13 protein-coding genes and 1 pseudogene are annotated in these 14,163 nt (G+C 67.6%); 8 read left to right on the forward strand and 6 right to left on the reverse strand.

Annotated features, from left to right (window positions below):
* Positions 1–365 precede the first annotated feature (365 nt).
* The gene (locus ACNSN7_RS10810; RefSeq protein ID WP_418282294.1) at positions 366–644 is read right to left on the reverse strand and encodes a DNA-directed RNA polymerase subunit L; all 279 of its coding nucleotides are present in this window, start codon (positions 642–644) and stop codon (positions 366–368) included.
* A 212-nt stretch (positions 645–856) separates the two neighbouring features.
* Here ACNSN7_RS10810 and acs (ACNSN7_RS10815) point away from each other — a divergent pair.
* The 7 genes and pseudogenes from acs (ACNSN7_RS10815) to ACNSN7_RS10845 all read left to right on the forward strand — a co-directional run bounded on the left by acs (ACNSN7_RS10815) (position 857) and on the right by ACNSN7_RS10845 (position 10,308).
* Positions 857–2,854 (forward strand): annotated as a pseudogene (gene acs / locus ACNSN7_RS10815) (acetate--CoA ligase).
* A 216-nt stretch (positions 2,855–3,070) separates the two neighbouring features.
* Positions 3,071–4,942 carry a bacterio-opsin activator domain-containing protein gene (locus tag ACNSN7_RS10820; RefSeq protein ID WP_418282295.1) on the forward strand — a complete coding sequence of 624 codons (1,872 nt, stop codon included), beginning with the start codon at positions 3,071–3,073 and terminating at the stop codon, positions 4,940–4,942.
* A 75-nt stretch (positions 4,943–5,017) separates the two neighbouring features.
* Complete coding sequence (acs, locus tag ACNSN7_RS10825) at positions 5,018–7,009, forward strand: acetate--CoA ligase (RefSeq protein WP_418282296.1); 1,992 nt, start codon at positions 5,018–5,020, stop codon at positions 7,007–7,009.
* A gap of 164 nt (positions 7,010–7,173) precedes the next feature.
* The gene (locus ACNSN7_RS10830) at positions 7,174–7,644 is read left to right on the forward strand and encodes a DUF4212 domain-containing protein (protein WP_418282297.1); all 471 of its coding nucleotides are present in this window, start codon (positions 7,174–7,176) and stop codon (positions 7,642–7,644) included.
* Entirely contained in the window at positions 7,641–9,347 is a 1,707-nt protein-coding gene (locus tag ACNSN7_RS10835) for a VC_2705 family sodium/solute symporter (RefSeq protein WP_418282298.1), read from the forward strand. The genes ACNSN7_RS10830 and ACNSN7_RS10835 overlap by 4 nt, the downstream gene beginning before the upstream one ends.
* Before the next feature lie 2 nt (positions 9,348–9,349).
* Complete coding sequence (locus ACNSN7_RS10840; protein WP_418282299.1) at positions 9,350–9,811, forward strand: universal stress protein; 462 nt, start codon at positions 9,350–9,352, stop codon at positions 9,809–9,811.
* Positions 9,812–9,888: 77 nt separating this feature from the next.
* Positions 9,889–10,308, forward strand: coding sequence for a DUF8119 family protein (locus ACNSN7_RS10845; RefSeq protein ID WP_418282300.1), 420 nt, complete (start codon positions 9,889–9,891; stop codon positions 10,306–10,308).
* A 203-nt stretch (positions 10,309–10,511) separates the two neighbouring features.
* Here ACNSN7_RS10845 and ACNSN7_RS10850 read toward each other — a convergent pair whose 3' ends face one another.
* The 4 genes from ACNSN7_RS10850 to ACNSN7_RS10865 form a co-directional block, all read right to left on the reverse strand.
* Positions 10,512–10,955: an RNA-binding protein gene (locus ACNSN7_RS10850; protein WP_418282301.1), complete on the reverse strand. Its 444-nt coding sequence runs from the start codon at positions 10,953–10,955 to the stop codon at positions 10,512–10,514.
* Positions 10,956–10,979: 24 nt separating this feature from the next.
* Positions 10,980–11,168 carry a DUF1918 domain-containing protein gene (locus tag ACNSN7_RS10855; protein ID WP_418282302.1) on the reverse strand — a complete coding sequence of 63 codons (189 nt, stop codon included), beginning with the start codon at positions 11,166–11,168 and terminating at the stop codon, positions 10,980–10,982.
* A gap of 81 nt (positions 11,169–11,249) precedes the next feature.
* Positions 11,250–11,831 carry a DUF7524 family protein gene (locus ACNSN7_RS10860; RefSeq protein WP_418282303.1) on the reverse strand — a complete coding sequence of 194 codons (582 nt, stop codon included), beginning with the start codon at positions 11,829–11,831 and terminating at the stop codon, positions 11,250–11,252.
* Positions 11,832–11,893: 62 nt separating this feature from the next.
* On the reverse strand, positions 11,894–12,088 hold the full coding sequence (locus ACNSN7_RS10865) for a methytransferase partner Trm112 (protein ID WP_418282304.1): 195 nt from the start codon (positions 12,086–12,088) through the stop codon (positions 11,894–11,896).
* 129 nt (positions 12,089–12,217) lie between these two features.
* Between ACNSN7_RS10865 and ACNSN7_RS10870 the strand changes: the two genes are divergently transcribed.
* The gene (locus ACNSN7_RS10870) at positions 12,218–12,514 is read left to right on the forward strand and encodes a ribonuclease P protein component 4 (RefSeq protein WP_418282305.1); all 297 of its coding nucleotides are present in this window, start codon (positions 12,218–12,220) and stop codon (positions 12,512–12,514) included.
* Between the two features lie 135 nt (positions 12,515–12,649).
* Here ACNSN7_RS10870 and ACNSN7_RS10875 read toward each other — a convergent pair whose 3' ends face one another.
* Complete coding sequence (locus ACNSN7_RS10875; RefSeq protein ID WP_418282391.1) at positions 12,650–14,092, reverse strand: MATE family efflux transporter; 1,443 nt, start codon at positions 14,090–14,092, stop codon at positions 12,650–12,652.
* Positions 14,093–14,163 lie beyond the last annotated feature (71 nt).

Below are 14,163 nucleotides of genomic sequence, written 5' to 3' on the forward strand. Positions count from 1 at the left end.
GCACCCGCACCTCACGCCTCCCCAGCCTCGTCAGGGGCGGTCGCCGAGCGGTTCCGGCGACCGCCCCTGACTCCCTCGCGCGATGCCGTTCGCGGCCTGGCGGCCGCTCACGGGCGCACGCCACCGCATGCGTTCTTTATAAGTAGCCATCGCCGCTACTCACGGCCATTTAAATAATCGATCGCGACCGGCGACCTGCAACACATACTCCCGAGATCGATCGCCACCGTCCCGATATCAGCACTCGGTTCTTATCAGAGGTGAAGAATTTCAGCGGAGCCCCACGAATTTAGTCGTGGGGTTTCTCTTCGAAGTTCTGTAACGAGTTTAAAACGCCCGTCGACGATCGTTCCGAACCGGCGCTCCTACGCTGCGTTGACGGCGTCACGGAGCGCGGTCGTGCGCTCGGTGACCTCGTCGGCGGCCGCCTCGACGGCGTCGAGGGGATCGCCGGTCTCGGCTTTCACGGTCAGGATCGGCTCCGTCTGTCCGCCGGACTGCTCGGGGTTGACGTCGTACGTCGCCGCGGCGACCTCGTCGGCCTCCAGCAGCGCACCCTTCAACACGTTCATGAACGTGTGGTCCTCGCCGGCGATCTCGATGCGGAGTTCCGTGTCGGTCTTCTCGATGACCCGCAGTTCCATACCGTGGATCCGCCCGAGCGGCGTTTCAACCTTTCGTCTCCGGGACTCTCGTGGCGGGGCGGTCGATCGCCGCCCGCTCCGATCGACCGATACCACGGAGCTCCGACCGATATCACGGAGGTCCGACCGAGACCGCGGACGCCCGGTCGAGGAAACCGGCAACGGGCGCGGGGCGGACAAAGTATACGGGTCTGCGCCCCCGTCTGTCGGACATGACCGATCTCGGGGGTGGTGGCGACGACTCCGATCGCGGGGGTGGTGGCGACGATCCCGATCGCGGCGGGGCGATCGAGCCTCCCGCGTGGTTCCGCGATGGGGCCGCGCTGACGGACGCCTCGGTGTACGACACGTTCGACGAGGAGTGGCCGGACGCGTGGGCGGCCGCGGCCGACCTCCTCGAGTGGGATCGCCCCTTCGAGCGGATTCTCGACGACTCGACGCCCCCGTTTTACGAGTGGTTTCCCGACGGCCGGCTCAACGCCGCGGTCAACTGCGTCGACCGTCACCTCGACGATCGGCGGAACCAGCTCGCGATCCGGTGGTTCGGCAAGCGCGGCGAGCGACGGTCGTACACGTACTTCGACCTCCATCGGGAGGTGAACGCCGTCGCGGCCGCGCTCCGCGATCTGGGCGTCGAGGAGGACGACGTCGTCACGCTCTATCTCCCGATGATCCCGGAGCTTCCGATCGCGATGCTGGCGTGTGCGCGCATCGGCGCGCCCCACAACGTCGTCTTCGCGGGCCTGTCGGCGGAGGCGCTCGCCACCCGGATCGACGCCGCGGACTCCGAGTTCCTGATCACGTGTGACGGCTACTACTGACGCGAGGACGCGTTCAACCAGAAGTCGAAGGCGGACAACGCCCGACTCCGGATCGACGGGGACCTCGCGGCGACGGTCGTCGTCGACCGGCTCGGAGACGCGCTCCACGTCCCGCTCGGCGACGACGAGTACGACTACGGCGACCTCGTCGACGCCCACGACGGAGCGAGCGTCGAGCCGGTCGCTCGGGACGCAACCGACCTCCTGTTCGTGATGTACACCTCGGGGACGACGGGCCGTCCGAAGGGCGTCGAACACGCGACGGGCGGCTACCTCGCGCACGTCGCGTGGACGACGAAACACGTCCTCGACGTGCGCCCGGACGACACGTACTGGTGTGCCGCCGACATCGGCTGGATCACGGGTCACTCGTACGGCGTGTACGGCCCCCTCGCGGCCGGCACGACGACGGTTCTCTACGAGGGATCGCCGGACTACCCCGACCGCGACCGCGTGTGGGACCTCATCGAGCGCAACGCCGTGAGCGTCTTCTACACGTCGCCGACCGCGGTTCGCTCCTTCATGAAGTGGGGCGCGGAGTACCCGGACGCACACGACCTCTCGTCGATCCGCCTGCTCGGGACGGTCGGCGAGGCGATCACGCCGAAGGCGTGGCACTGGTATCGCGAGCACGTCGGCGGCGGCACCGCGCCGGTGGTCGACACGTGGTGGCAGACCGAGACGGGCGCGATCACCATCGCGACGCTTCCCGGCGTCACACCGATGAAGCCGGGGAAGGTCGGCCCGCCGCTCCCCGGAATCGACGCCCGCGTCGTCGACGAGGCGGGCGCGCCGGTCGACCCCGGCGAGACGGGGTACCTGACGATCGGGAGGCCGTGGCCCGGCATGCTGCGCGGGCTCCGCGAGGGCGACGACCGATACCGGGGCGAGTACTGGATCGAAACCGACGACGGCTGGCGCTATCGGACGGGCGACGGCGCGACCGTCGACGAGGACGGCTACGTCACGATCCTCGGTCGCGTCGACGACGTGATCAACGTTCGGACCCGGCGGTTCAACACGACCGAACTGGAGTCGACGATAGTCGAGGTCGACGGGATAACGGAGGCGGCGGTCGTCGCCGGCGGCGACCCCGACGGAATCGGGGATACCGGCGGTATCGTCGCGTACGCCACGACTCGCGGGGACGTCGAGCCCGACGACCGACTCCGTGGGGCGATCGGTGACCACCTCGCGGTCGCCATCGGCGAGCTCGCACGACCGGACCGGACCGTGTTCACGCCGGAGCTCCCAAAGACCCGGTCGGGAAAGATCATGCGCCGCCTGCTCGAGGACATCGCGCAGGGCGAGGAGTTCGGCGACGTCAGCGCGCTCCGGAACCCCGAGGTCGTCGGCGAGATCCAGTCGACGGTTCACGGAGAGCGATGAGCGGCCGGCCCGGTTCGACCCGAGACGCGCTCGCGTCTCCATCCGTTTCGGAGCGATTCGAACTCACGAAACGATTCCGCGGATCGCCACCGCTCGCGTCCCGCTTACCTACCCACTCTCGATGGAATCAGTGGCCTCCTCTCACGGTACCGAGGCGATCCGAGAGCCGTCGAACGCGAAACGTTCTTGTTTCGGCTTGAAAACGATCTACGAAAGATGGGGAGAGACCTCACGCCGGCCGAGTACGACGCGCTGGTGGCGGCCGCCGAGACGTACCGGTCGGCGCTGGTCGTCCGGTTGGCCGGCGAGGTCGGGCTCCGGACCGGCGAGATCGCGCGGATCCGTCCGCGTCACGTTCGCGAGTCGTCGTCGACCTCGGGCGCGTACCTGATCGCTGTCCCCGAGGGTGACGGACGTGGGAACGGAGCGGCAGTCACGGACGACGGGGTGAGTGCGAGCGGCGAGGCGGTCGCGAACGGCGAGGCGGTCGCGAACGGCGAGGCGGTCGCGAACGGCGAGGCGGTCGCGAACGACGAGGCGGTCACCGACGACGAGTCGGTCGCGAACGTGGACGGCCACGAACCGATAGACCGCGAGGCGTATCTGCCCGCGTCGGTGGCGTCCGAACTCCGCCGATACGCGGACGCGAACGACCTCGGTGACGGCGATCGGTTCGTCGATGTCACCCCGCGTCGCATCCAGATGCTGGTGCGCGAAACGGCGGACCGCGCGACCGACCGCCTCGACGACGCGGACCTGACCGCGGTGACGCCACGGGACCTCCGACGATTCTCCGCGCGACGACTCCTCGTTGACCGCGGCGTCGATACGCACGTCGTCCGTGAAACGGGCGGATGGGGGTCGCTGGACGCGCTGGACACGCATCTCGATCCGCTCGACGGCGAGGCGATCGCGGCGGCGGTCGTCGGAACGGACGAATCCTCGGCTTCGCCCCGCGACCCGGTCGTCGTCGAGGCGTTCGAGGCGATCGTCGACGCCGCCGACCGCGAGACGCTGTTCGCGTCGGTGGTCGACCGACTGACCGACGCCGGTCGGTGGTCGCTCGCGTGGGTGATCGACGGACCGACCCTGGCTGGAACCGGGAGCGTCGAAGCCGTCGCCGGGGCGGACCGCGACGACCTCATCGATCGAGGGCTCGTCGACGGAGAGGGCCCGTGGACCGGGGCGCTCTCCGAGGGCGACGTTCGCGTCGGTGCGGGGCCGGACGACCGACCGCTGGTCGCGGTTCCGGTGTCGTACCGCGGCGCGACCTACGGGACGGTGTGCGTCCTCGCGACGGACACGGAGGCTGTGTCGGACGACGAGCGCAGTCACCTCTCGCTACTCGGACGCTGTCTCGGCTGGGCGGTGACCGCGGACCGGTGGCGGGACCTGCTTCACTCCGACGCCGTGACCGAACTCGAGTTCCACACCGCGACCGAGGCGGCGTGGCTCGCCTCGGCGAGCGCCGACCTCGACTGCCGGATATCGCTGGATTCGATCGTGTCCGTGTCGGACGCCGCCGTCCGCTGTTATCTCGCGATCGAGGGGGCCAGCCCACGGGCGCTCGCCGACGTCGTCGACGCCACGTCGGACGTCTCGGACATGCAACTGATCGAGACGCACGCGGACGGCTGCTCGGTGTCGGTGCTCGTCCGGGGGGGTTCGACGGTTCACACGCTGACGGAACACGGCGCGACGGTCCGGTCGGCGACCGCGGAACACGGTCGTGCTCGCGTCGTCGCCGCGGTTCCCGCCGGAACGGACGTCCGCCCCATCGCGGACGCGCTGCGGGCGACGTTCCCGGACGCACGGCTCGCCAGCAAGGAGTCCGTCGCGCGCTCGCCGACCACGCAGTCGGCGCTCCGCGAGGACGTCACCGAGCGGTTCACCGACCGCCAGTGGGCCGCGCTGTCGGCGGCGTACCACGGCGGGTACTTCGACTGGCCCCGCGGCAGCACCGCCGAGGAGGTCGCCGACGCGATGGGCGTCTCCTCGCCGACGTTCCACAACCACCTCCGAAAGGCGCAACGCGCGCTGTTGGACGCGGTCTTCGACGACGAGGGGGGCGGCCGGAAGCGCCTGTAGCCACCGAATCCTTCACGATTTTTCGTATTTAGCGCGACCGTTTATATGGGGATGTCCGTTGTGTACGTTCGTATCATGACAGAGGGTGACGGTGAACTGGAAGCGCGGCTGGCGGAACAGGAGGTATTCGAACCCCCTGAGGCGTTCGTCGAGGGAGCGAACGTCTCCGATCCCGGGATCTACGAGGAGTTCGAGGAGAACTGGCCGGAGTGTTGGGAGGTCGCGGCCGATCTGCTCGACTGGGAGTCCGACTACGATCAGGTGCTCGACGACGGCAACCCGCCCTTCTACGAGTGGTTTACCGACGGAACGTTGAACGCGTCGGCGAACTGTCTCGACCGCCATCTCGACGATCGGGGCGACGAGGTGGCCATCGAGTGGATCGGCGAACCCGTCAACGAGGACGATCGGTCGTTCACCTACGAGGAGCTTCACCGGGAGGTAAACGAGTTCGCGGCCGCGCTCCGCGATCAGGGCGTCGAGGAGGACGACGTCGTGACGATGTACATGCCGATGATCCCGGAGCTCCCGATCGCGATGCTGGCGTGTGCGCGTATCGGTGCGCCACACAGCGTCGTCTTCGCCGGGTTCTCCGCGGAGGCGCTGGCGACCCGGATGAACGCCGCGGACTCCGAGTATCTCGTCACCTGTGACGGCTACTACCGTCGCGGTGACCCGCTCGACCATCTGGAGAAGGCCAACGAGGGGCTCGCGGACGTCGACGGCGACGCCACGACAGTCGTCGTGGATCGGCTCGGGCGGAACGGCGACGGCTTCGGTCACGACCTCTCCGACGACCAGGTCGACTACGACGAACTGGTCGACGAGCACTCGGGCGCGGACGTCGAGCCGGTCGTCCGCGACGCCGAGGACATGCTCTTTTTGATGTACACGTCCGGAACCACGGGCAAGCCGAAGGGCGTGAAACACACGACCGGCGGCTACCTCTCGTGGGCGTCGTGGACGTCGCGGGCGGTCCTCGACGTCAAGCCCGAGGACACGTACTTCTGTGCGGCCGACATCGGCTGGATCACGGGCCACTCGTACATCGTCTACGGACCGCTCGCGCTCGGAACGACGACGATGATGTACGAGGGCACGCCGGACCATCCGGACAGGGACCGACTCTGGGAGATCATCGAGGAGTACGACGCGACCCAGTTGTACACGGCACCCACGGCGATCCGCGCGTTCATGAAGTGGGGCGCGGAGTACCCCGACGCCCACGACCTGTCATCACTGCGGCTGCTCGGCACGGTCGGTGAACCGATCAACCCCCGCGCGTGGAAGTGGTACTACAAGCACATCGGCGGCGAGGAGTGTCCCGTCGTGGACACGTGGTGGCAGACGGAGACGGGCGGGATGATGATCACGACGCTGCCCGGGATCAAGGACATGAAGCCGGGTGCGGCGGGACCGCCGCTTCCCGGGCTCGACGTCCGGATCGTCGACACCGTGGGCGATCAGATATCGGCCGGCGAGGCGGGATATCTCACGATCCAGAAGCCGTGGCCCGGCATGCTTCGGACCCTGTACAACAACGACGAGCGCTACATCGAGGAGTACTGGGCGGAGTACTCCGACGTCGACAGCGACGACCCCGACGACTGGGTGTACTTCCCGGAGGACGGCGCGAAGATCGACGAGGACGGCTACATCACCGTGCTCGGTCGCGTCGACGACGTGATCAACGTCTCGGGCCATCGGCTCGGAACGATGGAGATCGAGTCCGCCATCGTCGGCGTCGAGGGTGTCGCCGAGGCCGCGGTCGTCGGCGGCGATCACGAGATCAAAGGCGAGGCGGTGTACGCCTACGTGATCACCGAGGACGGCTACGAGGGTGACGACGACCTCCGCGACCGGATCGTCGCCGGCGTCGAGGACGCTATCGGCCCGATCGCCCGACCTGAACAGGTCGTGTTCACGCCCGACCTGCCGAAGACCCGGTCGGGGAAGATCATGCGCCGCCTGCTCGAGAACATCGCCGACGGCGACGAGATCGGCAACACGAGCACGCTCCGAAACCCCGAGATCGTCGAGGACATCCAGAAACAGGTCGGAGAGTAGCGCGGTCGACCGTCGGTTTTCACGCTCGATCCGCCGCGAACAGGGTAGACTGCGGACGGGGCACGGACGAGACACGAACGAGACGCAGACGAGATACGGACGAGACACGGACGAGACGCAGACGAGATACAGACGAGACACGGACGAGACGACATCGATCAACCATGTCAGAGAATCACACACGAGACGAACCGACCACCGACGGACCGGCCGCCGGCGAGATACGGACGGACGGCGGACTGAGCGACGTCGAACGCGAGGAGCGGATCGACTACCTCGACGTCGAGATCAACCTGTTGAACCCGGCGACGCCGTTCATGCGGGACCACCTTCGCGTGGTGTGGATCGGCTTCGCGATCTGGGCGGTCACGACGTTCGGCCCGATCACGGCGACTCGGATCGCGCCGAACGTGATGACGACGCAGATGCCGATCATCGGGTTCCCGTTCCACTACTTCGCGATCGCCGTCGGCGGCCCGAGCGCGGCGCTGATACTCTCCGTCTGGTACGCACGAAAGCGCGACGAGATCGACGAGAAGTACGGTATCACACAGGTCTCCGACGAGGCGACCGACGCTGACGGTGACGCGGCGGTCGACGAGGCGACCGCCGCCGACGGAGGTGTCGAGGAGTGATCGCCTCGCTCGTCCCGCTTCAGGCCGAGGAGCTGCTGCCCGAGGGGCTCGACATCGGGTTCAAACTCGTTCCCGGGATCATCGTCGTCTCGATGATGACGCTGTTTCTCGCGGTCGGGTTCGTGTTCAAGGTCGCCGACACCGACGACATGTGGGTCGCCGGCCGGTCGATCGGCAACCTCGAGAACGGAATGGCGATCGGTGCCAACTGGATGTCCGCGGCGTCGTACCTCGGGATGGCCGCGCTCATCGCCCTGTCCGGCGTGTACGGCCTCGCATTCGTCGTCGGCTGGACGACGGGCTACTTCGTCCTGCTCATCTTCCTTGCCGCCCAGATGCGCCGGTTCGGGAAGTACACCGCGCCGGACTTCGTCGGCGATCGGTTCAACTCCGACACCGCCCGCGCGCTCGCGGCGATCACCACCTTCCTCATCGGCTTCGTCTACGCGCTTGGACAGGCTCGCGGTATGGGACTCGTCGGGATGTACGTCCTCGGCGACATCAACAACGTGATCCCGCTCCCCGGGCTCAGCGCGTATCAGGCGATGATGGTGTTGTTCATGGTCGTCACGGTCGGCTATCTCACCCTCTCGGGAATGCTCGGCGCAACGAAGAACATGGCGCTCCAGTACGTCATCCTCATCGGTGCGTTCCTGATCGGACTGTTGGCGACCGGTTGGGTGAGCGGCTACTCGACGATCCTGCCGCAGATCGAGTACGGCATGTTGATAAACGACCTGAGCGCGGAGTTCTCCGACCCGTTCGCGGGCGGGAGCTACTACCTGTGGATCGCGACCTGTTTCAGTCTCGTGTTCGGGACGTGTGGGCTGCCGCACGTGCTCGTTCGGTTCTACACCGTCGAGAACGAACGGATGGCCCGCTGGTCGTGCACGTGGGGGCTCTTTTTCATCGCCGTGCTCTACCTCTCCGCGCCCGCGTTCGCCGCGTTCGGCACGGCGCTGTACGGCGACGAGGTCCGCGCGGTGTACGGTGATCCCGGCATGAGCGGTGCGGCGGCCGACGTCATCGTCGTGCTCGCGGCACAGCTCGCGAACCTCCCGCCGTGGCTCATCGGGTTCGTCGCCGCGGGCGGCATCGCCGCCGCGGTCGCGACGACGGCCGGCCTGTTCATCGCCGCGTCGTCGGCGATCTCTCATGACATCTACGCGAACATCATCAACGAGGACGCGACGCAGCGCCAGCAGGTGTTCGTCGGTCGCCTCAGCATCGTCGCGATCGGCCTCCTGACGATCGTGTTCGCGCTCGATCCCCAACAGCCGATCGCCGCGCTGGTCTCGTTCGCGTTCTCGCTCGCCGCGATCGTGTTGTTCCCGATGTTCTTCCTCGGACTCTGGTGGGAGAACACCAACCGGCCGGGCGCGCTGGCCGGCATGGTGACCGGTCTCATCGTCTGGTTCGTTCCGATGCTCAACGAGGCGAACTTCGGGCTGCTGACGACGCCTGAGGGGCAGACCGCGTTCATCCCGGTGCTCGAAACGTGGATGCCCGCCATCGGCTCGGCGCTGATCGGCGTCCCGATCGTGTTCGCCGTAACGATATTCGTTTCGTACGTGACCGACGAGCCGCCGCTGCGGACCAAACAGATGGTCCGTCAGTGTCACAGTCCCGAACCGATGCCGAAAGACAAAACGGCCGCGCAGGTCGTCTCCGAAAAGAACGGCAACGCGCCAGCAGACGATTAATCATGTATGAGCGAATCCTCGTTCCGACGGACGGTAGCGACGTAGCGAACAACGCGGTCGACCACGCGATCGACCTCGCGGAGAAGTACGGTGCGGAGGTCCACGCGCTGTTCGTGGCGGACACGGACATGGTCGCGTACAGCCTCGGCACCGAGCAGGTCGACCGGATCCGACAGGGGAAGTTCGGCGAGATGACGGAGCTCCGGGAGGACGCCGAGGAGGCGACCGGCTACGTTAGAGATCGGGCGGCGGCCGCCGGTCTCGACGTCGTCGAACGCCACGCGGGCGGACAGCCTCACCGGATGATCGCCGACTACGCGGAGAACCACGACATCGATCTCATCGTGATGGGTAGTCACGGTCGGTCCGGCGTGCGTCGGGCGCTGCTCGGGAGCGTCACGGAGCGGACGCTCCGGTCGACGCACGTCCCGGTATTCGTCGTCGACTACGTCGAGGGACGCTGAGCCGCTCGACGAACCGATCGCACTCCACATCGAACCGCTTTCGGACGGTCGACCGAACCGTCCCACGTGACGTACTCATGATCACCTCATCCGACGACTCGAACGCTCTCGACGACGGCAACGATCCGGACGCTCTCGACGACGGCAACGATCCGGACGCTCTCGACGACGGCGACGACTCGAACGCTCTCGACGACGGCGACGACTCGAACGCTCTCGACGACGGCGACGCCCCCGACGATCCGAACGGCGGCTCCGGCTCCGATCGGTCGTCCGACGCGAGCGTCGCGGAGCGCGTCCGCTCGTACGTCCGCGAGAACGACGCGGGGATGGTCCTGGACCTCCTGTTCGCGCTCGGGTGGGTCGGGCTGGTGTCGCTTCTCTTCGAGTTCGTCTTCATCGGCGCGCCGACGTGGGTGTTCTACATGTTCATGCTCGCCGGGATCCCTGCGTACTTCGGCTTTCTCGTCTCGCTGTCGATCGCGAGAAGCCAGTAGGACATCTCGGAGAACGCGGGACGCGCGCGTCCTTGATCCGCGCGCTCGCCCGGCTGATTCCGCGCCGCTTTTGGGTGTCGGAGGGTCAGCAGTGTCGGAACTCGATCTTTCCGACCCGAATGCCGTCGCTCTCGACCGTCTCGAACCGGATGTGTATCAACTCGAACGGCTCCGTGAAACGCGGACGCGATCGGGTGCGGACGCTACAGGCGGTCGCCGTCGGCGAGCCGTTCGAGTGTCTCGCGAGCGTTCTCGACGGCGGCCTCCTTGCGGGCGGGATACGCCTCCACCTTCGTCCGGAACGTGATCCCGGGTCCGAGCCGGACGTTGCCGCGGAACGCCGCCTGCTTGTCCAAACGGAGGAACATCGCGCAGTTGTCGTCGACGCGCTCCTCGAGTTCGTCAAGTACCCGGTCGAGTTCGTCGACCTCCGCGAGCCGGTCGAGCACGTGGCGCATCCCGTCGGCGGTCTCTATCCGTGTCGACAACACGACGATCCGATCGCCGTGGTGGCCGACGTTCTCGACGCGGTCGATCTCGGCGTCGTCGGGCAGGAACGCCCGGAGCGCCTGCTCGACGCGTTTCTCGTCCTCCGTCGCGTATGCGAACGTGCGGAGGTCGACGTAGTGAAAGGGGATCTTGGGCATGCGCTGCGTCGGTTCTGTGTCGGGTTACGCTTCGCTCTCGGCGAGTTCGAGCGCGTCCTCGGGGATGCCCGTCTCCTGTCCGTCCTCGAAGCTCACGGTGTAGGTCGCATCGCCGAACATCGTCTCCATCACCTGCGTGACCGTGCCGACCTCGCCGTCGTACTCGCTGTGTTTGTCATCGAGTACGACCTCGTCTTCCTTCTCGAAGCTCATGGGCTTCGTTCCGTCGGGACACCTAAAAGCGCGCGGATCCCGGTCGGCGACGGCCGCCTCGGGGCTTGACGCCGAGGCGGTTCACCACACCGCGACGAGGACGGCGGCGACCGCGGCCGTCAACACGACTGCGACGAGCAGGGAGACGAGCACGCTGTCGACGGCGACGGCGATCACCACGGCGGCGAGCGCGGCGGCGAGCGCGACCGTGATCGTGGGGAGTCCCCCGGCCTCGATCGTTCGGTCGATCGCCATCGCCAGACGCTTTTTCGGCGGGGGATCGGGCGATCGCTCCGGCGGCTTCGAGAGCGTCTCGTCGACGACGACCCCGTCCGCGCCCGTCTCGACGGGCGGATCGATCCGAACGTCGACGTACTCGACGCCGGAGCCGTAGCCGGTGACGATCTTCAGTTTCCCCCGGACCGTCTCGTCGACGGCGGTCACCGACACGTGAACGCGGCGGATCGACTCGTCCTCGACGTAGTGGTTCGCCGTCCCGATCGATGCGGCCCGATCGAGCTCGTCGTCGAGGTGGAGATGGACGTGCGTCGAGCGCCCAAGGTTCTCGAACTCGACGGCGAACGGTTGAGTCGTCGTGAACCGGTCGGGAGCCCGGATCGAGTGGACGCCGTCACCGTTCAGTTCGACGGGCAGAGTCGGCACACGCTACCTGTCGGAGGCGGAATTGAAAAAGATTCGTTCGGATCGGGGGGCGATCCGTCGGATCAGGCGGTCGCTTCCTCCCGCATGTCCGGCGGAAGCAGGTTCGGGATGCCGTCCTCGATCGGGTACGTCTCCCCGCACTCCGTACACGTGAGCGTGCCCTCGAGGATCTCCTCGCCGTCTCGCTCGTCGACGTCGAGTTCGAGGTCGTGTTTGTCGAGCGGGCAGCAGATGATGTCCATCAGCGACTCCTTCATACCGCGGCGTTCGGCGGGCCCGGTCAAAAGCCTGCGGGTTGCCCCCGAACGCCCGGTGAGACGGGTGCGCTCCCCATCGACGCGATGCGGATGGCAACGCCTTTGCCGCGCCGTCCCGCCCGACCGGACATGGGCATCCCGGGGGAACGCATCGACCGGCTGTTCGCGCTCGCTCGCGAGGCGGTCGTCGACGACGAGTACGACCGATCCCGGGAGTACGTCCGACTCGCCCGCCGGATCGCCGAGCGAAACCGCTGTGGCGTCCCCCGAGCGTTCGAGCGCAAGACGTGCGACGGCTGCGACGTGTACCTCCGGCCGGGGAAAACGAGTCGAGTCCGGCTCCAGCCCGGCCACGTCGTCGTCCGATGTCTGGAGTGCGGGACCACGGCCCGATACCCGCACGACCGACGCCGAACCGACGACTGACACCGAACCGACGACCGACCCCGGGCCGACGACCGACACCGAACCGACGACCGACCCCGGGCCGACGACCGACGCCGGACCGACGACCGACGCCGAACCGACGACCGACCCGAGCCACCGACGGCGTCGTCTCGACTACTCCGTCCCCGCCGCGTCCGGCCGGTACGACTCGCTTATCGCCTTCCACTTCCCGGTTCGGAACCGCCAGTAGTTGATCGCGGCGGGGACGGTCGTCTCGGCGACGAACGCGAGATACAGCCCCCACAGTCCGAGCGCCGTCGTCGCGCCGAGATACGCGAGCGGAATTGAGACGCAGAACATCCCGACGAACTGGCTGGCGAAGGGGATCCGCGTGTCACCGGCAGCGTCGAGCGGTCCCGCCGCGCCGCCCGAGACGCCCTGGAAGACCACGGCGAAGCAGGCGGCGTACACCAGATCGACCGCGATCGGGACCTCGGGACTGTCGGCGCTGTCGGCGAACAGCACGACGATGTCGGTCGCGAACAACGCGATGAGCACCGCGCTCACGACGTACGTCGCGACGGAAAAGCGGATGATGTCGCGGGCGTACGCCTCCGCCTCGGCCGGGTCGTTCGTTCCGAGTTCCTGTCCGACGAGGCTGGAGGAGGCGAGACCGAACCCCCAGCCGGGGGTGTTCATGATCCCCCAGATGCGCCGGGCGATGACGAACGCCGCGACGGTGTTCTCCCCGAAGACGTCGAGGATGGAGAGCATCGGGAACTCGGCGACGGTCCAGACGAGGTTCCGCAGTCCCACGGGGGCACCGATCGCCACGAGGTCCCGGAGCATCTCCGGGTTGCGGTACGACCCGAACGGGTCGACGGCGACCGGAAGCGCGCCTACGCCGGGCAGCGAGCCGGCGGCGAGCCCGGCGGCGAACGCGGCGGCCACGGCGACGTTGGAGAGCACCGTTCCCCACGCCGCCCCCTCGACGCCGAGCCCCATCCCGAACACCAGCCACGCGCTGAGAAAGACGTTCGCGACCGCGCCGCCGGCGCGGAGCTGCATCGCGGTGTACGCGTCGTCACAGCCGACGAGGGCTCGGCTGCCGACGAGGTTGAGTCCGGCGAAGGGGACGCCCAGCCCGACGATCCGAAGGTAGGCGGCACCCAGCTCGATCGCGCGCTCGTTGCTGCTTATAAGCGAGATGAGCTCGTACGGGAACGTCCAGAACGCGACGGTTACCGGCAGCGACACGACGACCACGAGGAGCGTGCTGGCTCGGACGGCGTCGCCGAGCTCGTCGAACGCCTCGGCCCCGTAGCGCTGGGACACCAACGCGATGGTGCCGCCGGCGACGCCGCCGCCGATGGCGAACGCGAGCCCCCAAAAGGGCCCCGCGAAGCCGACGCCGGCGACCGCGCTCGTTCCGACGGCGACGCCGACCATCGCCACGTCGACCGCGTTCTTCGACATCCGGGCGATCCCGGTGACGATCCGGGGCCACGCGAGGTCGGTCGTCCGGACGACGCGCTCGCGGTCTATCAGACCCACCCGAGCGAGGGCGAAACCGATGGCGAGGATCGCGAGCCGAAACGGGTTGGGGAGACGGGACACTGCGGACACCGTCACTTCCCGAGCCGTCCTAAAGGGACTTCCTCACGCGGCAGTCACCTCCGGAACGATGC

This window comes from Halorubrum rarum, assembly GCF_048380895.1.
Taxonomy (GTDB): domain Archaea; phylum Halobacteriota; class Halobacteria; order Halobacteriales; family Haloferacaceae; genus Halorubrum.